General features: G+C 73.2%; 19 protein-coding genes. 10 read left to right on the plus strand and 9 right to left on the minus strand.

The features are described from left to right. The first annotated feature begins 74 nt into the window (after positions 1-74). Positions 75-1,688, plus strand: coding sequence for a geranylgeranyl reductase family protein (locus ACF1G2_RS27080; protein ID WP_391800770.1), 1,614 nt, complete (start codon positions 75-77; stop codon positions 1,686-1,688). Here the strand turns inward: ACF1G2_RS27080 and ACF1G2_RS27085 are convergent. Next, positions 1,672-2,133 (minus strand): nitroreductase family deazaflavin-dependent oxidoreductase, encoded by a 462-nt coding sequence (locus tag ACF1G2_RS27085; RefSeq protein WP_391800771.1) that lies wholly within the window; start codon positions 2,131-2,133, stop codon positions 1,672-1,674. The genes ACF1G2_RS27080 and ACF1G2_RS27085 overlap by 17 nt on opposite strands. A 146-nt stretch (positions 2,134-2,279) precedes the next feature. On the opposite strand from ACF1G2_RS27085, the gene ACF1G2_RS27090 reads away from it, so the two are divergent. Together ACF1G2_RS27090 and ACF1G2_RS27095 are read left to right on the plus strand one after the other, a co-directional pair. After that, positions 2,280-2,981 carry a TetR/AcrR family transcriptional regulator gene (locus ACF1G2_RS27090; protein WP_391800772.1) on the plus strand — a complete coding sequence of 234 codons (702 nt, stop codon included), beginning with the start codon at positions 2,280-2,282 and terminating at the stop codon, positions 2,979-2,981. 99 nt (positions 2,982-3,080) lie between these two features. Then, on the plus strand, positions 3,081-3,851 hold the full coding sequence (locus ACF1G2_RS27095) for a transposase family protein (RefSeq protein WP_391800773.1): 771 nt from the start codon (positions 3,081-3,083) through the stop codon (positions 3,849-3,851). 233 nt (positions 3,852-4,084) lie between these two features. Here the strand turns inward: ACF1G2_RS27095 and ACF1G2_RS27100 are convergent, their stop codons facing one another. After that, a complete protein-coding gene (locus ACF1G2_RS27100; protein WP_391800774.1) occupies positions 4,085-4,969 on the minus strand; it encodes an NADPH-dependent F420 reductase in 885 nt (294 codons plus the stop codon). On the opposite strand from ACF1G2_RS27100, the gene ACF1G2_RS27105 reads away from it, so the two are divergent. From ACF1G2_RS27105 to ACF1G2_RS27115, 3 genes are read left to right on the plus strand one after another with little or no spacing between them, the layout of a single operon-like run. After that, complete coding sequence (locus ACF1G2_RS27105; RefSeq protein ID WP_391800775.1) at positions 4,851-5,309, plus strand: winged helix-turn-helix transcriptional regulator; 459 nt, start codon at positions 4,851-4,853, stop codon at positions 5,307-5,309. The two genes, ACF1G2_RS27100 and ACF1G2_RS27105, sit on opposite strands and share 119 nt — an antisense overlap. 36 nt (positions 5,310-5,345) lie before the next feature. Then, positions 5,346-6,584, plus strand: a complete 1,239-nt coding sequence (locus tag ACF1G2_RS27110; protein ID WP_391800776.1) for a sensor histidine kinase — start codon at positions 5,346-5,348, stop codon at positions 6,582-6,584. Continuing rightward, complete coding sequence (locus tag ACF1G2_RS27115) at positions 6,581-7,246, plus strand: response regulator (RefSeq protein WP_391800777.1); 666 nt, start codon at positions 6,581-6,583, stop codon at positions 7,244-7,246. The genes ACF1G2_RS27110 and ACF1G2_RS27115 overlap by 4 nt, the downstream gene beginning before the upstream one ends. Before the next feature lie 104 nt (positions 7,247-7,350). On the opposite strand, the gene ACF1G2_RS27120 is transcribed toward ACF1G2_RS27115, so the two are convergent. Genes ACF1G2_RS27120 through ACF1G2_RS27130 form a run of 3 tightly spaced genes read right to left on the minus strand, consistent with a single transcriptional unit; the run spans position 7,351 to position 10,078 of the window. Continuing rightward, on the minus strand, positions 7,351-8,109 hold the full coding sequence (locus ACF1G2_RS27120) for a maleylpyruvate isomerase family mycothiol-dependent enzyme (protein ID WP_391800828.1): 759 nt from the start codon (positions 8,107-8,109) through the stop codon (positions 7,351-7,353). Positions 8,110-8,156: 47 nt separating this feature from the next. Then, positions 8,157-9,374, minus strand: a complete 1,218-nt coding sequence (locus ACF1G2_RS27125) for an MFS transporter (protein ID WP_391800778.1) — start codon at positions 9,372-9,374, stop codon at positions 8,157-8,159. A 32-nt stretch (positions 9,375-9,406) separates the two neighbouring features. After that, positions 9,407-10,078, minus strand: coding sequence for an endonuclease (locus tag ACF1G2_RS27130; RefSeq protein WP_391800779.1), 672 nt, complete (start codon positions 10,076-10,078; stop codon positions 9,407-9,409). Between the two features lie 84 nt (positions 10,079-10,162). On the opposite strand from ACF1G2_RS27130, the gene ACF1G2_RS27135 reads away from it, so the two are divergent. Beyond that, entirely contained in the window at positions 10,163-11,389 is a 1,227-nt protein-coding gene (locus ACF1G2_RS27135; RefSeq protein WP_391800780.1) for an ROK family protein, read from the plus strand. Between the two features lie 85 nt (positions 11,390-11,474). Here ACF1G2_RS27135 and ACF1G2_RS27140 read toward each other — a convergent pair whose 3' ends face one another. Beyond that, positions 11,475-12,059, minus strand: a complete 585-nt coding sequence (locus tag ACF1G2_RS27140) for a DUF4865 family protein (RefSeq protein WP_391800781.1) — start codon at positions 12,057-12,059, stop codon at positions 11,475-11,477. 40 nt (positions 12,060-12,099) lie between these two features. Continuing rightward, positions 12,100-12,663 (minus strand): TetR/AcrR family transcriptional regulator, encoded by a 564-nt coding sequence (locus tag ACF1G2_RS27145; RefSeq protein WP_391800782.1) that lies wholly within the window; start codon positions 12,661-12,663, stop codon positions 12,100-12,102. A 170-nt stretch (positions 12,664-12,833) separates the two neighbouring features. On the opposite strand from ACF1G2_RS27145, the gene ACF1G2_RS27150 reads away from it, so the two are divergent. Genes ACF1G2_RS27150 through ACF1G2_RS27160 form a run of 3 tightly spaced genes read left to right on the plus strand, consistent with a single transcriptional unit; the run spans position 12,834 to position 16,452 of the window. Then, positions 12,834-13,115, plus strand: a complete 282-nt coding sequence (locus ACF1G2_RS27150) for an SHOCT domain-containing protein (RefSeq protein WP_391800783.1) — start codon at positions 12,834-12,836, stop codon at positions 13,113-13,115. Further along, entirely contained in the window at positions 13,112-13,903 is a 792-nt protein-coding gene (locus tag ACF1G2_RS27155; RefSeq protein ID WP_391800784.1) for an ABC transporter ATP-binding protein, read from the plus strand. The genes ACF1G2_RS27150 and ACF1G2_RS27155 overlap by 4 nt, the downstream gene beginning before the upstream one ends. Next, entirely contained in the window at positions 13,900-16,452 is a 2,553-nt protein-coding gene (locus tag ACF1G2_RS27160; RefSeq protein WP_391800785.1) for an ABC transporter permease, read from the plus strand. Before ACF1G2_RS27155 ends, ACF1G2_RS27160 begins: the two co-directional genes overlap by 4 nt. 131 nt (positions 16,453-16,583) lie before the next feature. On the opposite strand, the gene ACF1G2_RS27165 is transcribed toward ACF1G2_RS27160, so the two are convergent. Together ACF1G2_RS27165 and ACF1G2_RS27170 are read right to left on the minus strand one after the other, a co-directional pair. After that, positions 16,584-17,183 (minus strand): ATP-binding protein, encoded by a 600-nt coding sequence (locus ACF1G2_RS27165; protein ID WP_391800786.1) that lies wholly within the window; start codon positions 17,181-17,183, stop codon positions 16,584-16,586. A gap of 206 nt (positions 17,184-17,389) precedes the next feature. Then, on the minus strand, positions 17,390-17,749 hold the full coding sequence (locus ACF1G2_RS27170; protein WP_391800787.1) for a hypothetical protein: 360 nt from the start codon (positions 17,747-17,749) through the stop codon (positions 17,390-17,392). Between the last annotated feature and the right edge of the window lie 89 nt (positions 17,750-17,838).

The raw sequence follows: 17,838 nt of genomic DNA on the forward strand, positions 1-17,838 counted from the left end.
GTTGCCGTATGTCGGTTGTACGGCGAACGTATCGCCGATCCTACGGCGCGGGCCCCCGAGGGCGGCGCCGTAGGATGCCCGAAGAGTTGGATCAACGTCCGGATCAGGAGCAGAAGCCCATCGTGAGCAGCGAGAACGCAGACGCCGAAGAGGTACGTGCGGAAGAGTCGGAGCAGACCGCGACCGTGTGGGACGTGGTGGTCGTCGGCGCCGGCCCGGCGGGCGCGTCGGCGGCGTACGCGGCCGCGGTCGCCGGCCGCAGGGTGCTGCTCCTGGAGAAGGCCGAACTGCCGCGGTACAAGACCTGCGGCGGCGGCATCATCGGCCCGTCGCGGGACGCGCTGCCGCCCGGCTTCGAACTGCCCCTGCAGGACCGGGTGCACGCCGTCACCTTCTCCCTGAACGGCCGGTTCGCGCGGACGCGCCGTTCGCGCCGGATGCTCTTCGGGCTGATCAACCGGCCCGAGTTCGACGCCGGTCTCGTCGAGCAGGCGCAGAAGGCGGGAGCGGAGCTCCGTACGGGCGTCACCGTCTCCCGGGTCGAGCAGCACGGCCCGGCCGTGCCCGACCGGCGTACGGTCGCCGTCGTGCTCGCGGACGGCGAGACGGTGCTGGCCAGGGCGGTCGTCGGTGCGGACGGCAGCGCCGGCCGGATAGGAGCCCACGTCGGGGTGAAGCTCGACCAGGTGGACCTCGGCCTGGAGGCGGAGATCCCGGTTCCGGCGTCGGTGGCCGAGGACTGGAAGGGGCGGGTCCTGATCGACTGGGGTCCGATGCCCGGCAGCTACGGCTGGGTCTTCCCCAAGGGCGAGACCCTCACCGTCGGCGTCATCTCGGCGCGCGGCGAGGGCGCGGCCACCAAGCGGTATCTGGAGGACTTCATCGCCCGGCTCGGGCTTGCGGGCTTCGAGCCGGAGATTTCCTCCGGGCACCTGACGCGTTGCCGGAGCGACGACTCGCCGCTCTCGCGCGGCCGGGTGCTCGTCTGCGGTGACGCGGCCGGCCTGCTGGAGCCGTGGACGCGTGAGGGCATCTCCTTCGCGTTGCGCTCGGGCAGGCTCGCGGGGGAGTGGGCGGTACGGATCGCCGAGTCGCACGACGCCGTGGACGCGCGGCGTCAGGCGCTGAACTACGCCTTCGCCATCAAGGCGGGACTGGGCGTCGAGATGGCGGTCGGGCGGCGGATGCTCGCGCTGTTCGAGCGCCGGCCGGGGCTGCTGCACGCGACGATCACGGGTCTCCGCCCTGCCTGGAACGCCTTCACGGACATCACGCGGGGCTCGACCACACTGGCCGGCCTGGTCCGCTCGAACGGGATCGCGCGACGGGCGCTGGACGTCCTGGACCGCCGGATGGGACCGATGGACGGGACGACGCTGCGGGGAGTCGCACGGTCCGTGCCGTCGGCGGCTCCGGTCGAGCTGCCGGACGGCCCGGAGGGCGCGACCGCGGACGGCACGACGGAGGCCACGGATGTGGCCGAGACCGGGGCCTCCACGGTCAGGACGGCGGCAGCGGACCCGACGAAGGCCGAGGAATCGACGGTCGCGGCTGACCCGACGAGGGCCGAGGACCCGACGGGCGCGACGGATACGGCGGACGCGACGGATACGGCGGACGCGAGGGATACGAAGGGCGCGAAGGGCGCGACGGATACGACGGACTCCGGGGTCACGCGGTCGGAGTGATCCGGAAGACCGGGTGCTTGGGGGCGATGGCGCGCAGTTCGGCGTCCGTGGAGTCGGGGCCGACTCCGCCGAAGAAGATGCCGACCTCCGCCTTCCACCGCTTCAGGTAGGCGCGGAGCAGCGCGGGCTTCTCGTCGTCGGACAGCTCGACGGCGGTGAAGGGCCGCACGTGCTTGCCCAGGCGCAGCTCGCCCCCGCCGGCAGCGCGCATGTTGCGGGTCCACTGGACGTGGCCGCGCGGCGCCACCAGGTACTCGGCGCCGTCCAGGGTCAGCAGGTTGACGGGGGTGGTGCGCCACTCGCCGCTCTTGCGGCCCCGGACGGCGAGGACGCGGGAGCCCCAGATGCTGATGCCCCGGCGGGTCAGCCAGGCGACGCTCCGGTTCATCACGTTCACCGTGAACCAGCCGGGCTTCATGACGTGGGCGTGGGGCTGAGCGGACATCGCATCCTCCAAATGAAACTGTGAGCACTGCTCTCGCTTGAGATCAGTGTGCACGGATCGACGCTCCGAAGCAAGAGCGCTGCTCTCTTTTCATTGCGCCGCTCTCGTTTCGGTGCAGTGCTCCGAGAGGTGGCACACTGAGCTCCATGACCAGCGTCCAAGGAGCCCGCGCCCGCGCCCGGATCGAGATCACCGCCGCCATCAAGGACGAGGCCCGCAGGCAGCTCGCCGCCGAAGGCGCCGCCAAGCTCTCCCTGCGTGCCGTCGCCCGTGAGGTCGGCATGGTGTCGTCCGCGCTCTACCGGTACTTCCCCAGCCGCGACGACCTCCTCACCGCCCTCATCGTCGACGCGTACGACGCGGTCGGCACGGCCGCCGAGCAGGCGCTCGGCGCTCCGGGCCCCGCAAAGGCGGACCACCTCGCCCGCTGGACGGCCGTCTGCCGGGCCGTCCGCACCTGGGCCCTCTCCCACCCCCACGAGTACGCCCTGATCTACGGCTCCCCGGTCCCCGGTTACTCCGCCCCGCAGGACACCATCGGCCCCGCCTCACGCGTCGCTCTCGTCCTGATCGGCATCGTCCGCGACGCCTACACCGCCGACGGCATCGCCCCGCCGCCGGTCCCCGAGGGCCTGCGGCCCGAGGCGGAACGGATGGCCGCCGACTTCGCCCCCGATCTGCCGCCCGCCCTCGCCGTCGCGATGGTCGCCGTCTGGTCGCAGCTCTTCGGACTGGTCTCGTTCGAGGTGTTCGGCCAGTTCAACCGGGTCGTCGAGGACCGAGAGCACTTCTTCACCGCGGCCGCCACCCGCCTGGGCCGCGACATCGGCCTCCTGCCCCGCCCGTAGACCCAGGGCCTGACCTTCGGATCATGCCGGCCTCGCGACGCCTGCCAGGCACGGCCTAAAGGGTGTTGCAGAAGGCTCAGTCATGGGCATTTTGCCCGTATGGGTGGGGTGTTGCGGGCTGAGCCGGTGTGGGTGGAGACGTTCACGGGCTTGCGAACGGACCGGTTCGCCAAGCTGGTGAAGGTGGTGCGGGAGCGGGGTGGAAACGGTCCCGGTGGGGGCAGGCCCTGGTGCCTGCCACTGCCCGACCGGGTCCTGCTGGTGGCCGTCTACTACCGCACGAATCTCACCATGCGCCAGCTCGCCCCACTCTTCGGGATCTCCCCGGCCACCGCCTGCCGGGTCATCCAGCGCCTGCGGCCACTGCTGGCACTGGAGCCGGCCCCACGGCCGGTCGCCGACGTGGACCGGCTGTGGATCGTGGACGGAACCCTCATCCCCGTCCGCGACCGCAGCGTGGGCGCTTCGTCGAGGAACTACCGGTTCTCGGCGAACGTGCAGGTCATCATCGACGCGGACAGCCGGCTGGTCGTCGCGAGCGCACGCCCGGCGCCGGGCAACAAGGCGGACGCCCACGTCTGGCGCGAGTCCGATCTGCCAGCCGCGGCAGCCGGCACGACGGTCATTGCCGACGGCGCCTACCTGGGCACCGGCCTGATCGTCCCGCACCGCAGAAGGGCTGGACGGCCCCTCCTGCGGGGCCAGGAAGAGGACAACGCCGAACACCGACGCGTTTGCGCTCGGGTCGAGCACACCTTCGCCCGCATGAAGAACTGGAAGATCCTCCGCGACTGCCGCCAGAAAGGAGACGGCCTTCACCACGCCGTCCAGGCCGTCGCCACCATGCACAACCTCGCCATGACACGATGAAACAGCAGGTCAAGCACCACTTCGGCCTGCCGAAACCGGACCTTCTGCAACACCCTTTAGGGCGTGTTGCGAAAGTCCCGCCTGCCCCGCGACGCCTGGCACGCACGCTCGCTGCGTTGTCGGGATCGTCCGAGTACGCCCGGTACGAGGACGACCCTCCGCCTTGCGATCGCACGCACCAGACGCCGCGGGGCCCGCCCTTCGGGCGGACGGCGCTACTTTCGCAACACGCCCTAGTCGTCGACCGCCCCCGGGGCCAGAGCCGGGGCCGGGAATACGAAGCGGGCGTCGGCGCCCGACCACCAGACTCCGACAGCGAAGACGGCCGTGGCCTCCAGCAGGGCGGCACGACCGAGCCCGCCGCAGGGCAGCGGCGTGCAGCCCATGGACGCGATGAGCTCCGACACCCGCGCGGCGGCGCCCGGCCGGTCGGTGCAGAACGGCACCGCCAGCGGGGTCCCTTCGAAGGCCGGCCGGTCCAGGGTCCAGATGCTCTCGTGGCACACGCCGAACGCCTTCACCACATGGGCGCCGGGGGCGGCTTCCGCGACGAGCCGGGCGACGGAGGTGGCGCCGCCCGTGGTCAGGGCCGGGCCGTCCGGGCCCGGAGCCATCGGAACGGTGCAGTCGATCAACGTCCGCCCCACGAGCAGGTGAGCCAGGTCACCGGCCAACCGCGGTGCGGCAGCCGCGGGTACGGCGGCCAGAACCACCTCCCCGTGGGCCGCCGCCTCGGCGAGGCCGCCATGCCCGGAGGCACCGGTCCGCCGGGCGGTGCGGGAGGCCGCCTCGGTGTCCCGACCGCCCACGCGTACGTCGTGGCCCGCCCGTACCCAGGCCGCGCCCAGGGCCGTGGCCATCGCCCCTGTTCCCAGAATCCCGATGCGCATGTGCCTGCTCCTGTCGTCCGTGTCGCGGAATGTGTGAGGTGCGACGGAAGGGACGCTAGGCGCGCCGATGCGCACCACATGGTGTGCATCGGCCGGGCAGGATGGGCGCATGGCCGACGCAGTGGAAGAGAAAAGGGACCTGGGCGGTGGCGAATACGCCGCGGACTGCCAGGCGAGGGTGGCCTTCGAGGTGCTGTCGAACCGCTGGGACAGCGTGATCGTGTACATCCTTGGCGAGAGCGGACCCATGAGGCCGCGCGCGCTGCGCACCCGCATCGGCGGTATCAGTGCCAAAGTTCTCAATGAAGCCCTGCGCCGTCTCGAGTACAACGGCCTGGTCGTACGCCAGGCGTACGCCGAAGCCCCACCGCGCGTCGACTACTCCCTCACCGAGGCGGGCACCGCGCTGCTGGCACCGATCCGCGCGATGGGTGCGTGGGCGGGACGCTACGCCGAAGCCGTCCTGGAGGCCCAGACCCGTCTCGGACCTGAGGGCGCCCGTGCGCAGGGCGGTCCGGGTAGCAGGGGTACTCCCGCGGGAGTAGGTGGGATCGCCACGCCCGGCTGACGACCCCGCGGGCCCGGCGCGTCTAGCGTGGCGGGCATGGACGAACAGCGCAGAGACGGGTACGGCGGTCCGCCCCGGGAGCGGGGCGGGTCCGGCGGGCCGCCCTGGGCGCTGCGCTGGGCCGACCGCGATACGGGCACCGGCCTGCCCTGGCGGTCCACGCTCCTCCTCGCCGTCTTCGTGATGGTCGGCTCCGGCTTCGCGGCGCGCAACCAGCCCGACCGGGAGTCGCTGGACGCCCTCGGCCGGTCGCTGCTCCTCCTCGGGTCCGCGCTGCTCCTGCTGCGCCACCGCCACCCCGTGCCCGTGGTCCTCGGGACGGCGGCGATCACCCTCGGCTACTTCGCCGCCGGATACCCGTACGGCCCGGTTTTCCTCCTCATCGCCGTCGCCTGCTACGCGGCGATCGTCCACGGCCACCGGCGCGCCGCCTGGTGGGCGCTGGGGCTGCTCTGGCTGGGGCATCTGCTGTTCGCCCACTGGCTGTACGCCCACCTCCCCCCTGACGGCGACTCCGCCGCGCCGTGGGGGCAGGAGATCCCGGTCGCCTGCTTCGTCGTCGCGATCCTCGCCGCCTCCGAGATGGTCCGCGTCCGCCGTGAGCAGTGGGCGCAGCAGCGCGCCGAACGCGCCGCGGCCGAACGGCGCCGCGCCGACGAGGAGCGGCTGCGGATCGCCCGTGAACTGCACGACGTCCTCGCCCACTCGATCTCGGTCATCAACGTCCAGGCCGGCGTCGGCCTCGCGCTGCTCGACACCGACCCCGAGCAGGCCCGCACCGCGCTCACCACCATCAAGGCGGCCAGCAAGGAGGCGCTGGGCGAGGTGCGGCAGGTGCTCGACACCCTGCGCGCCCCGGGCGAGGCCCCGCGCACGCCCGCGCCCGGCCTCGACCGGCTCCCGGAGCTCGTCGACCAGGCGGCGTCCGCGGGTCTGACAGTGGAGACCTCGACCGAGGGCGAGCCCGTGGCGCTCCCGCCCGGCGCAGATCTCGCCGCCTTCCGGATCGTGCAGGAGGCGTTGACCAACGTGGTCCGCCACTCGGGTTCGCGCGCCGCGCGCGTCGTCGTCCGGTACCGGCTCGGCGCCGTGGAGCTGTGCATCGACGACGACGGACCGGCGACCGGCGGCGACGCCGGCGGCAGCGGCAACGGGCTCGCCGGAATGCGGGAGCGGGCCGGGGCGCTCGGTGGCACGATCGAGGCGGGCACCCGCCAGGACGGCGGATTCCGGGTTCGCGCCGTCCTTCCCGCCCGACCGAAGGAGACCCCGTGATCCGTGTGCTGCTCGCAGACGACCAGTCGCTGGTACGGGCGGGATTCCGCGCGCTCCTGGACGCCCAGCCGGACATCGAGGTGGCGGGCGAGGCCGCCGACGGTGAGGCGGCGGCGGCCATGACCCGTGAACTGCGGCCGGACGTCGTCCTCATGGACATCCGGATGCCGCTGCTCGACGGTCTCGCCGCCACCCGCAGGATCACCGGCGATCCCGGCCTCGGAGCGGTGAGGGTGGTCATGCTGACCACGTTCGAGCTCGACGAGTACGTCTTCGAAGCCATCCGCTCCGGTGCCTCGGGGTTTCTCGTCAAGGACACCGAACCGGAGGAGCTGCTCCGGGCCGTCCGGGCCGTCGTCCACGGCGACGCCCTGCTCTCGCCGGGAGTGACGCGGCGGCTGATCGAGGAGTTCGCGGCCCGCTCGAAGCCTCCGGCGGCGGTCTCCGGGCTCGACGAACTCACCGAGCGGGAGCGGGAGGTGATGGCCCTGGTGGGCATCGGCCTGTCGAACGAGGAGATCGCGCGGCGCCTCGTGGTCAGCCCGCTGACCGCGAAGACGCACGTGAGCCGCACCATGGTGAAGCTCGGTGCCCGCGACCGTGCCCAACTGGTCGTCCTCGCCTACGAGTCGGGCCTGGTGCGCCCCGGCTGGCTGGGCTGACCGCCCCACCGCACCGGTGCCGGGCGCGTCGCGGCACGCGAGGAGCACTGCCGTCACGGCCAGATGCCCGTTACGGCCGGATGCCCGCCGGGATCAGGTACCCGTCACGACCAGGTGATCGCCGACTTCTCGCGCCAGAGCCGGGCGAGCGACGGATCGCCCGCCACGGTCACGTCCCCCTCGGGGAGACGGTTCCAGAGCGTCAGGTAGAGCCGGTCGGCGGGGCCGCTCAGCTCGCAGTCGGCGGTGATCCCGGGATCCTCCTTGCCCCGCTCCGCGCGCGGCGGCTCCGGTGACAGCCGTACGGTCCACACGTCACCGGTGTCCGTGGCCCGGACACTCAGGATCCGCGGCTCCCGCGTGCGCACCCGGCTGCGCTCACGGGTGTGGAAGGAGAGCAGCAGCTCGTCGATCCCGTCCGCGGCGAGTGCGGGGTCCACCGTCCCGGGGCGCCCGGACGGGGTCAGGGCTGACTCGGCGTCCGCGCGGTGCACGGCCGTCTCGTGCGCCTGCCGCCGCGCCCAGAAGGCCAGCGGGGAGGGCGCGGGCAGGAACGTCCAGCACTCCAGCGACCCGGGCGCCGCCCGCAGGGCGTCGACGAGACCGGCGTGGCCCTCACGGAAGTGGGCGAGGAGGGCCTCGCCGTCGAGATCGGGCTCGCCGCCGTCGGGGTGGTAGGCGGTGCGGCCCTCGGCGACGAAACCCGTCGCCCAGCGGTGCACCATCGTCGTGTGCCGCAGGAGGTCCCGTACCCGCCAGCCCGGACAGGTCGGCACCTCCGCGTCCGTCCCCGCCTCGGCCGCGGCGTCCCCGAGCATCCGGCCCGCCGCGTCCAGTGCCCTGATGTGCTCGTCGATCGTCATGATCCCCATGAGGCGGATTCTGCCCCGTCCTCCGGACCACCGTCCCGTCAACCGGACGTCGAGGCCTGGACGTTCCGGGCGGCGTAGCCGATCACCGCGGCGCCCGCGGCGAGGACGGCGACCGTGGTGAGCGCGACGGGCAGCGAGAACCAGTCGGCCAGGAAGCCGATCGACGGCGGGCCGAGCAGCATGCCGCCGTAGCCGAGGGTGGAGGCCGTGGCGACTCCGCTGGGGCCGGCGAGCGCGCCCGCCCGAGCCACCGCGACGGGGAAGATGTTGGCCAGGCCGAGCCCGGTCACCGCGAAGCCGAGCAGGGCGGCCCAGACGCTCGGGGCGAGGGCGCCGAGAAGCATGCCGGCGGCGGCCGTCGCCCCGCCCGCGACGAGGGTGCGGGTCTGCCCGAGCCGTTCGAGCAGCGCGGTGCCCGACAGCCGTCCGACGGTCATCGTCAGCGCGAAGAGCGCGTAGCCGGCGGCGGCGACGCCGGGGTGCGCGTCGAGGTCCTGCTCCAGGTGGAGCGCGCCCCAGTCGGCCAGGGCGCCCTCGCCGTACGCCGTGCAGAGCGCGATCACCCCGAAGACGACGACCAGCCCGCGCGAGCCGGCCCTGCTCCGGCTCCGGGCGGCGGCCGGGACCGCCTCCGGAGGGGCGGGGGACGGGTGCCGGAGCAGCACGGGACCGGCCGCGGCCGTCAGGAGAAGCCCGACGACCGTGAGGCCGAGGAGATGCGCCGTGGGGGACAGGCCCCCGGCCACGAGACCTCCGAGACCCGCGCCGAGCATTCCGCCGAGGCTGAAGGCCGCGTGGAAGGAGGGCATCACGGGGCGGCGCAGAGCGGCGACGAGGTCGACGGCGGCGCTGTTCATGGCCACGTTGATACCGCCGTACGCCGCGCCGAAGACGAGCAGCACGAGCCCCAGGGCGAGCGGGGAGCGGGTGAGGGCGGGCAGGGCGATGGAGAGGGAGAGCAGGACGGCGGTGGCGACGGTGACGGCGTGGCTGCCGTGGCGCCGGCAGAGCCGTCCGGTCAGGGTCATGGTGACCACGGCTCCCGCGGACACGCCGAGTAGCGCGAGGCCGAGGTCGCTGGCGGAGGCGCCGGTCTGCTGCTTGATGGCCGGGATGCGGACCACCCAGCCGGCGAAGAGGAAGCCGTCGAGGGCGAAGAAGAGGGTGAGGGCGGTGCGGAGGCGGGACAGGGAGGGGGCGGTGTCTCCGCCAGGTCCCCCCGGAACGGCCGTCCGTACTTTGTTTAGTAGCGGCACAAACTCAGGATAGGGGTCTGCCGGTACGGATTTCAACCGGAGCCCGGGCGGCCCCGTCCCGCCTTGCCCGCCGAGGTGCGGACCTTGCCCGCCGAGGCGCGGACCAGGGCCGCCGCCACGGTCGGAAGCTCCTCGCGGGGCACAAGCCGGGCGAGCGCGGCGGCGTCGGTGGGCAGACCGGTGCGGCGGGCGCCCTCCAGAACGCGATCGTCGAGGTAGGGGGCCAGTTCCGGCCAGATTCCCTGTGCCTCGCGGAGGAAGATGTCCGCGCCCGCCGGGCCGATACCGGGCATCTCCTGGAGTGCCTCGCGCATCGCGTCCACGTCGCCCTGTGCCGACTCCCGCATCCGGCGCAGATCACCGCCGTACCTCTCCAGGACGAGCTCCGCCTCCTCGCCGAGCTGCGTCGCCGTCCGCTCGTCGTACCGGCGGTATCCGCCCTCGCCCAGGGCGTCCACCCGCTGCTGCCAGGTCGCCTCGCGCATCCTCCGCGGGGTGCGCATCCCGGCCTCGAACAGAGCCTCGGCCGCCGCGACGGCCGTCTCCGCGCGGATCCTGGCGCTCAGCAGATGGGCCAGGACCAGCAGCTGGTACAACGGCTGCGGGGTGTCCTTCAGTCGTATGCCGGCCTCCTGTGCGTACGTCCGGGAGCCCTCGTCCTCCAGTAGCTCCCGCACACGGCCCGTCGTCGCGGTGCGCGTCATGGCACCTCCCGATTCCGCCGCGCCGCTACCCGCCCTCGGACCGCGCAAACGGGTGCACCGCCCGATCATGGGAGACTCGCCCACATGAACGGCAAGGCGACCACCACCAAGACACGGCTGGACAGAGGGCGCGGCGCGCTCGGGCCCGCGCTGGAACTGGTGCACACCGGCCGTGCGCCGACCCGTGCCGTGCTCACCGCCGAACTGGGCGTCACCCGCGCCACGGCCGGTGCCGTCGCCGCCGAACTCGAGGCGCTCGGCCTCATCCGCGTCGACTCCAACCCCGGCGCCGCAGCCGGATCACAGGGCCGCCCCTCGCACCGGCTCGCCGTCGACGAGAAGGGCCCTGTCGCCCTCGCCGCCCAGGTCCACGCCGACGGCTTCCGCGCCGCGCTCGTCGGGCTCGGCGGCACGATCGTCGCCACGGCGCCCGGCTGCGTCACCGTCTCCGCCGACCCCGCGCAGGTACTCGGCGCCGTCGTCGACGCGGGCGCCGCCCTGCTCCGCGAGAGCGGGCGCCGCTGCGTGGGAGCCGGCCTCGCCGCCCCCTCGGCGGTCGCCGAACCCGAGGGCACCGCCCTCAACCCGCTCCACCTCGCCTGGCCGGCCGGAGCGCCGGTACGGGAGATCTTCGCCGAGCGCGTACGGGCCGCAGGCATCGAAGGCCCCGCCTTCACCGGCAACGACGTCAACCTCGCCGCCCTCGCCGAGCACCGGCACGGCGCCGGCCGCGGCGCCAGGGACCTGCTGTGCGTGGCCACCGGCCACCGGGGCGTCGGCGGCGCCCTCGTCCTCGACGGGCGCCTGCACACGGGCAGTTCGGGCCTCGCCCTGGAGGTCGGACACGTCACGGTCAACCCCGAGGGCCGCCCCTGTCACTGCGGCAGCCGCGGCTGCCTCGACGTGGAGACCGACCCGCTCGCCTTCCTCACCGTGGCGGGCCGTGACCCGGGGCCAGAGGTGTCGCTGCTGCAGCAGTCCCGCGACCTGCTCCGCACCAGCCCCGACGACCCGGGGGTGCGCGTCGCGACCGCGGAGCTGATCGACCGTCTGGGCCTCGGCCTCGCGGGCCTGGTGAACATCCTCAACCCCGACCGGATCATCCTCGGCGGCCTGCACCGCGAACTGCTCGACGCGGACCCGGACCGACTGCGCGCGGTCGTCGCCGACCGCAGCCTGTGGGGGCGCAGCGGCGGTGTACCGATCCTCGCCTGCACCCTGGACCACAACAGCCTGGTGGGCGCGGCGGAGCTGGCCTGGCAGCCGGTCCTGGACGACCCTCTGTCGGCCCTGGGCCGCCCGGCGATCTGATCGCGCGGCCGGCCCAGTCCGGCGATCTGATCGCGCGGCCGGCCCTGCCCGGCGATCTGATCACGCGGCCGGTCCAGCCCCGCCGTCATTCCGGTCGGCCGGCCAGCGACGCCCGCTGCGGCGCGGACACGTGCAGCACCTGGAAACGGTCGCCCGCGCCCGCCGGCGGCTCGGCGCCCTCGGCCCACAGCGTGAAGAAGAGCAGCTCCCAGTGGCGCGGGTCGATCGCGAGCGCGCTCGCCACCACGCCGTCCCCGCCCGCCACGCGCGCGTGGCGGGCGCGCGCCTCCGCGACGGCGGCGCCCGGCGCGTCGAAGTCCCCGAGCCGCTCCTTGCGGCGCGTCGCGGTGTGCGGCACGGCCGGGGCCGCCGGCCCCTCGTCGTACGCGAGCCCTGTCCAGTGCTGCACGACGGGCCGGCCGAAGTCGTTCACGATGCCCTGGAAACCGGGACCCCAGAGGAAGGAGTGCATGCCTTCCGGCGTCGCCCACAGATAGAACGGCGCGTACTGGTTCACCGGAGAGCCGTCCGCGCGCTCGCGGATCAGATACGCCTTGAGGCCGAGCCCTGGGAAGTCGTCCAGCAGATGTCCCCTGGTCGCCACCCGACTGCGGATGATCTCCATGTCGTAGCCGGCGGGGAGGGTGATCTCGTACTGCATCGCATGCATCGGGAATCTCCGGTCTCTGGTGGTCCGAGGGCTCGCCTGCTCAGGCCGTACGGGGCGACAGCAGCGCCAGCAGGCCCCGTGCCGCCGCGTCGAAGGCGGCGGGGGAGCCGGAGGCGCGGGCCAGCACGTAGCCGCCCTGCACGGTCGCCACGATCGTGGCCGCGAGCTCGGCCGGGTCCAGGGGGCCCGTCAACTCCCCGCTGTCCAGACCCTCCTGGACGATCCCCGCCAGTCGCCCTCGCAGCCAGTCGAGGGTCTCGTCGACCGGGGCGCGCAGTTCCTCGCTCCCCATGACGTCCGGGTCCATCGTCAGACGGCCGACCGGGCAGCCGCGCAACACCGCGCGCTCACGCAGCAGATACGCCTCCACGCGCGCGTACGCCGTTCCTCCGCCGCTCAGGACCGACTCGGCCGTCGCCCGCATCTCCTCCGCCGTGCGGCGGATCGCGGCCAGCGCCAGATCCGGCTTCCCGGCGAAGTGGTGGTACATGCTGCCCTGACCCGCGCCGGCGGCCTGCTGGATCGCCTTGGGGCTCGTCCCCACGTACCCGCGCTCCCAGAGCAGCTCCCTGGTGGCCTCGATCAGTCGCTCGGACGTCGTCATACGGCGAGTGTACATACCAGTAGGTACAGAAGAGCGAGTGCCCGGCGGGAGGACCCGTACTCCCCACGTCGTACGGACGGAGCCGCTGGCTGTACGACGACCCGGACCCCCCTCGCGGGCGAGGCTCGAAGCATCGACACGCGATACACACGCACGAGGAGCTGAGAGTCATGAACACACTCGCCCACACGGGCCCCGGCCCGTGGGTCCTGTTCTTCCCCGTCGTCTGGGCGGCCGTGATCCTCACCGTGGTCACCGTCGCGCGCCGCACCGGATGGCGCGGCAGGCGTGGCCCCGGACCCCGCCCCGCCTACGACGAGCAGTCGCCGATCGCGCTCCTCGGCCACCGTTTCGCCGCGGGGGAGATCGACGAGGACGAGTACTGGCGCCGGCTGACGGTCCTCGAGGAGCAGTTCGGCCGCGCCGCCGGGCCCAAGGGGCGTGCGTCATGACGGGCACCGCCCGCGGCACCCTCCCGCCTACCGCCCGTGCCGCCGCCCGGGTCGTGGACGCCGTCAAGGTCTACGGCGGTGGGGACACCGAGGTCAGGGCCCTGGACGGGGTGAGCGTCGGCTTCCCGGCCGGCCGTTTCACCGCCATCATGGGCCCCTCGGGGTCCGGCAAGTCCACGCTCATGCACTGCGCCGCCGGCCTCGACACCCTCACCTCGGGCTCCGCGCTCGTCGGCGACACCGATCTGTCCACGCTCGACGACCGTCGGCTGACGCTGCTGCGCCGTGAACGGATCGGATTCGTCTTCCAGGCGTACAACCTGCTGCCCACGCTCACCGTCGCCGAGAACATCACCCTGCCTCTCGACCTCGCCGGAGCCGCCCCGGACCGGGCGTGGCTGGACGCGCTCGTCGACACCGTCGGGCTGCGCGACCGGCTGCACCACCGGCCCGGACAGCTCTCCGGCGGCCAGCAGCAGCGCGTCGCCGTGGCCCGGGCCTTCGCCGGCGCCCCTGACGTCGTCTTCGCCGACGAGCCGACCGGCAACCTCGACTCCCGCTCCGGGGAGGAGGTGCTGCGGCTGCTCGGCCGCACCGTCCGGCAGACCGGCCGCACGGTCGTCATGGTCACCCACGACCCGGTCGCCGCGGCCCACGCCGACGAGGTGGTCTTCCTCGCCGACGGCCGGCTCGTCGACCGCATGGAGGAGCCGACCGCCGAACGGGTCCTCGACCGGATGAAGGCCTTCGACGGCAGGCCACGGACCGAGGGGCCGGTGCCGTCATGAACGCCTCCCTCAAGCTCAGTCTCTCCGGGCTGCGTGCCCACAAGCGGCGGTTCGTCGGCACGTTCACCGCGATCCTGCTCGGGGTCGCCTTCCTGACCGGCACCCTCGTCATGGGCGACACCCTGCGATCGAGTTTCGACTCGCTCTTCGGCAACGCCACCAGTGGCACGGACGCGGTGGTGCGCAGTACGAGCGTCGTGACGGTCGAGGGGGAGAGCCAGGGCACCCGGCGCTCCGTCGAGGCCACGCTCGCCGACCGGATCGCCCAGGTGCCCGGCGTCGCCGCGGCCGTTCCCCGGATCGAGGGCGCGGGGCAACTGGTCGGCGCCGACGGTGATCCGGTCGGTGGTCAGGGCCCGCCCACACTCGCCGGATATTGGATCCAGGATCCAGAACTCAATCCCTACACCCTGGCCGAAGGCCGGACGCCGGAGAGGTCCGGCGAGGTCGTCGTGAACCGCGGCGCCGCGAAGACGGGCGATCTGGCGGTGGGCGACTCGACGGTGCTGCGCACCCCCGACCCGGTGAAGGTCACGGTCGTGGGTCTGGCCACCTTCGGCGGTGAGGACGGGATGGGCCAGGTCACCTACACCGGCATGACCCGCGCCGACGCGGAGAAGTACCTGACGCCCAAGCCCGGCGACGCGTCCGCCGTCCTCGTGCGGGCCGGTCCCGGCACGTCGCAGCAGGAGCTCGTCGACGCGCTCGCGCCCGTACTCCCCGAGGGCACCGAGGCGATCACCGGAGAGCAGTCGGCGCAGGAGAACACCGACATGATCTCCGGTCGGTTCCTCACCCTCTTCACCACGTTCCTGCTGGTGTTCAGCGGGGTGGCGCTGCTGGTCTCCGTCTTCTCCATCCACAACACCTTCGCCATCGTCGTCGCCCAGCGAACCCGTGAGAACGCGCTGCTGCGCGCGCTCGGCGCATCCCGCCGCCAGGTCGTCGGATCGACCCTCGTCGAGGCCGTGGCCGTCGGCATCGTCGCCTCCGCTGCCGGACTCCTCGGCGGCATCGGCGTGGCGGCCGGACTCCAGGGGCTCTTCCCGGCGATCGGCTTCCCCTTCCCCGAAGGCGCCCTGGTCGTCAGCGGCCTCTCCCTGGCGCTGCCGTTCGCGGTCGGCCTGGTGGTCTGCGTCGGCTCCGCGCTGCTGCCCGCCGTGAAGGCGGGGCGCACCGCGCCGCTCGCCGCGCTGCGTGAGACCGCCGTGGACGAGTCGGGCGCCTCGCGGGCCCGGGCGCTGTCCGGCGTCGGGCTGCTGCTCGCCGCTGTCGCCGTGGTGCTCACCGGAGTCCTCGCCGCCCCCTCCCTCTGGCTCGCCTCCGCCGGCGCCGTGCTCGCGCTCGCCGCGTTCGTCGTCCTCGGCCCGGTCGCCGCTTCGTACGCCGTACGGATCCTCGGAGGGCCGCTCCGCGGGGTCAACCGGGCGCTCGCCCGGCGCAACGCCCTCCGCAGCCCCAGGCGGACCGCCGCGACCGCCAGCGCGCTGATGATCGGCGTCGCCGTCGTCTCGCTCTTCACGGTCTTCGGCGCCTCGCTGAAGGCGACCATGGACCGGACGGTCTCGCGGTCGTTCGCCGGTGACGTCGCCGTCAGCACGCCGGCCTTCGGCGCCGGCGGCAGCGGGCTCAGTCCGCGGCTCGCCCCGGCGCTCGCCGAACTGCCCGAGGTGGAGACGGCCGTCGGGCTCGGCCAGGGCGTGGCCGAGGTCGACGGCGAGGGCCGGGCGCTGACCGTCACCGACCCGACCGCCCTCGCCCGCTCCTTCGACCTCGGAGACGTCCAGGGCTCGCTCGACGGACTCGGCACGGACGGCATCGCCGTCGCCGACACGGAGGCGGACAAGTCCGGTCTCGCACCCGGCAGCAGGACCGAACTGGCCTTCACCGACGGCAGTCGGCACACCTTCACGGTCAAGGCCGTCTACGAGCAGTCCGAACTGGCGGGCGACTACGTCGTCACGCGGGAGGCCTGGGCGCCGCACCGCACCCAGGACTCCGACACACTCGTCGCCGTGACCTTCGCGGACGGTGTCGCCACGGAGGACGGCAGGGCGGCCGTGGAGAACGTCACCGGGGAGTACGGCAACCCGGAGGTGCAGACACGCGACGAGTACGCCGAGGCCTCGGCCGGCGGCATCGACATGATGCTCACCCTCGTCTACGCGCTGCTCGCCCTCGCCGTCCTGATCGCGCTGCTCGGGATCGCCAACACCCTGACCCTCGCGGTCCACGAGCGCACCCGTGAACTCGGCCTGCTGCGCGCGGTGGGACAGACCCGGGCCCAGCTCAGAGCCATGGTCCGATGGGAGTCCGTCCTGGTCGCCGCGTTCGGCACGGTCGGCGGCCTCGCGCTCGGGGGCTTCCTCGGCTGGGTCCTGGTCAAGGCCTCCGACGGGGCGAGCGACAGCGCGTTCGCCTTCGCCGTGCCTCCGGCACAGCTCGTGATCGCGGCCCTGGTCGGCCTGGCGGCGGGCGTGGTGGCGGCCTGGCGCCCGGCGCGGCGGGCGGCCCGCCTGGACGTGCTGCGGGCGGTCGCGACCGAGTGACTCCGACATCGGATCCGGTGTGCCCGATCGCTCGAATCGGATCCGCTATCCATGATCCAGGATCAGATATCCAGGATCAGGTATCCGGGATCCGATCTCCGGCATCCGATCTCCGCCCCGCGGTCGTCCGCTCAGCCCGCCAGGGCCGAACGGGCGACCGCCGGGGTGCGGGCCGGTGCCTGGGGCGCGCCGAAGGGCACACCCTCCAGACTTGTGGCGTGCGCACCGCGGAAGCGGGTGTGGCCGGCGAACGGGCCGTCGGTGGTCGCGCCGTAGACGGCGTGCGAGCGCGCCGGCACGGCGACCGCGGGCAGGGGCGCCGGCAGGGTGAACCAGATGATCTTCCCGCTGTCGTGCGGACGGATGCCCCAGCTCTCGCTGACGGCCTCGATGATGGCCAGCCCACGCCCCGACGTGGCGAAGTCCTCGACGTTGTCGGGGTTCGTGCGCCCCGACCGGCAGTCGACGTCCGGTATCCGCGGGTCGTGGTCATGGACGGAGACGGTGAGACGATCGAGCAGCAGCTCGATCTCGACGGTGCACATCTTGTCCGGCTGTGCGTGCCGGTGAACATTGGTCAGCAGCTCGGTGACACCGAGCGCCGCATGGTCGATCAAGGCATCGAGATGCCAGTAGCGCAGATGCGCCGATACGATCCTGCGGACCTGACCGATCCGCGACGGCAGGGCCTGGAGCTCCACCGTGCAGTGCCTGCTTGGCTCGCTGATCACGGCTGCGACTCCCCGAAGTTGAGTTCCGGAAGAAGACGAAGATGCGGATCTGACATGCGTAGAGCAGGGCGGTGGGCTGGATCACAGCGTCACCGCCGGTGAACCCTCAGTGAGGTGGTTCCAGGGTGAGCCAGCGGTGACCGGCCCGCAACTCGCGGAGACCTCCCGCAGGTCACCGGCGTCTCGGCGCCTCGAAGGCGCCGTCGTCAACGCCTGGCCGCCCGCTTCAGGGCTTCGAGGAAGCCCCCGGGCCCGGACACCCGGTCGCGCGGCCCGTGGGCGGGGCCGTCCATGGTCAGCCGGTAACGCGTGCCGTTCACGGTCGCGACGGTCTCGTCCGGTTTCGCGAACCAGGGGCGCCCGGCCCGCACCGAAGTCACCGGGGCGCTGTCGATCTCGCTGCCGTAACTCGTCAAGAGGGAGAGTCGGCCGTCCTCGATGCGGACCTCGCCGGCCCGGGTCAACGACCGCGGCCAGCGCTCGATCCGTACGCCCGTGGCCGTGAACTCAGGCTTCGCCGTCCCGGGCTCCGTCGCCTCGGGCCAGGACGCCTCGCGCTCCGCCATCTCGATCCGCCCCCTTCGCACCGGTTGTTCCCTCCAGTGTGCCGGGCGGGCCGCGACGGCACCAGAGCCCCCTGCTGCAAGGGACTCCT

The organism is Streptomyces sp. NPDC013457 (genome assembly GCF_043089925.1).
Lineage (GTDB): Bacteria > Actinomycetota > Actinomycetes > Streptomycetales > Streptomycetaceae > Streptomyces.

What these genes read in the sequence shown, in the direction of transcription:
- ACF1G2_RS27080 (WP_391800770.1), top strand. Translation starts at nt 75, where the DNA reads ATGCCCGAAGAGTTGGATCAACGTCCGGATCAGGAGCAGAAGCCCATC.
- ACF1G2_RS27085 (WP_391800771.1), bottom strand. Translation starts at nt 2,133, where the DNA reads ATGTCCGCTCAGCCCCACGCCCACGTCATGAAGCCCGGCTGGTTCACG.
- ACF1G2_RS27090 (WP_391800772.1), top strand. Translation starts at nt 2,280, where the DNA reads ATGACCAGCGTCCAAGGAGCCCGCGCCCGCGCCCGGATCGAGATCACC.
- ACF1G2_RS27095 (WP_391800773.1), top strand. Translation starts at nt 3,081, where the DNA reads ATGGGTGGGGTGTTGCGGGCTGAGCCGGTGTGGGTGGAGACGTTCACG.
- ACF1G2_RS27105 (WP_391800775.1), top strand. Translation starts at nt 4,851, where the DNA reads ATGGCCGACGCAGTGGAAGAGAAAAGGGACCTGGGCGGTGGCGAATAC.
- ACF1G2_RS27100 (WP_391800774.1), bottom strand. Translation starts at nt 4,969, where the DNA reads ATGTACACGATCACGCTGTCCCAGCGGTTCGACAGCACCTCGAAGGCC.
- ACF1G2_RS27110 (WP_391800776.1), top strand. Translation starts at nt 5,346, where the DNA reads ATGGACGAACAGCGCAGAGACGGGTACGGCGGTCCGCCCCGGGAGCGG.
- ACF1G2_RS27120 (WP_391800828.1), bottom strand. Translation starts at nt 8,109, where the DNA reads ATGACGATCGACGAGCACATCAGGGCACTGGACGCGGCGGGCCGGATG.
- ACF1G2_RS27130 (WP_391800779.1), bottom strand. Translation starts at nt 10,078, where the DNA reads ATGACGCGCACCGCGACGACGGGCCGTGTGCGGGAGCTACTGGAGGAC.
- ACF1G2_RS27135 (WP_391800780.1), top strand. Translation starts at nt 10,163, where the DNA reads ATGAACGGCAAGGCGACCACCACCAAGACACGGCTGGACAGAGGGCGC.
- ACF1G2_RS27140 (WP_391800781.1), bottom strand. Translation starts at nt 12,059, where the DNA reads ATGCATGCGATGCAGTACGAGATCACCCTCCCCGCCGGCTACGACATG.
- ACF1G2_RS27145 (WP_391800782.1), bottom strand. Translation starts at nt 12,663, where the DNA reads ATGACGACGTCCGAGCGACTGATCGAGGCCACCAGGGAGCTGCTCTGG.
- ACF1G2_RS27150 (WP_391800783.1), top strand. Translation starts at nt 12,834, where the DNA reads ATGAACACACTCGCCCACACGGGCCCCGGCCCGTGGGTCCTGTTCTTC.
- ACF1G2_RS27155 (WP_391800784.1), top strand. Translation starts at nt 13,112, where the DNA reads ATGACGGGCACCGCCCGCGGCACCCTCCCGCCTACCGCCCGTGCCGCC.
- ACF1G2_RS27160 (WP_391800785.1), top strand. Translation starts at nt 13,900, where the DNA reads ATGAACGCCTCCCTCAAGCTCAGTCTCTCCGGGCTGCGTGCCCACAAG.
- ACF1G2_RS27170 (WP_391800787.1), bottom strand. Translation starts at nt 17,749, where the DNA reads ATGGCGGAGCGCGAGGCGTCCTGGCCCGAGGCGACGGAGCCCGGGACG.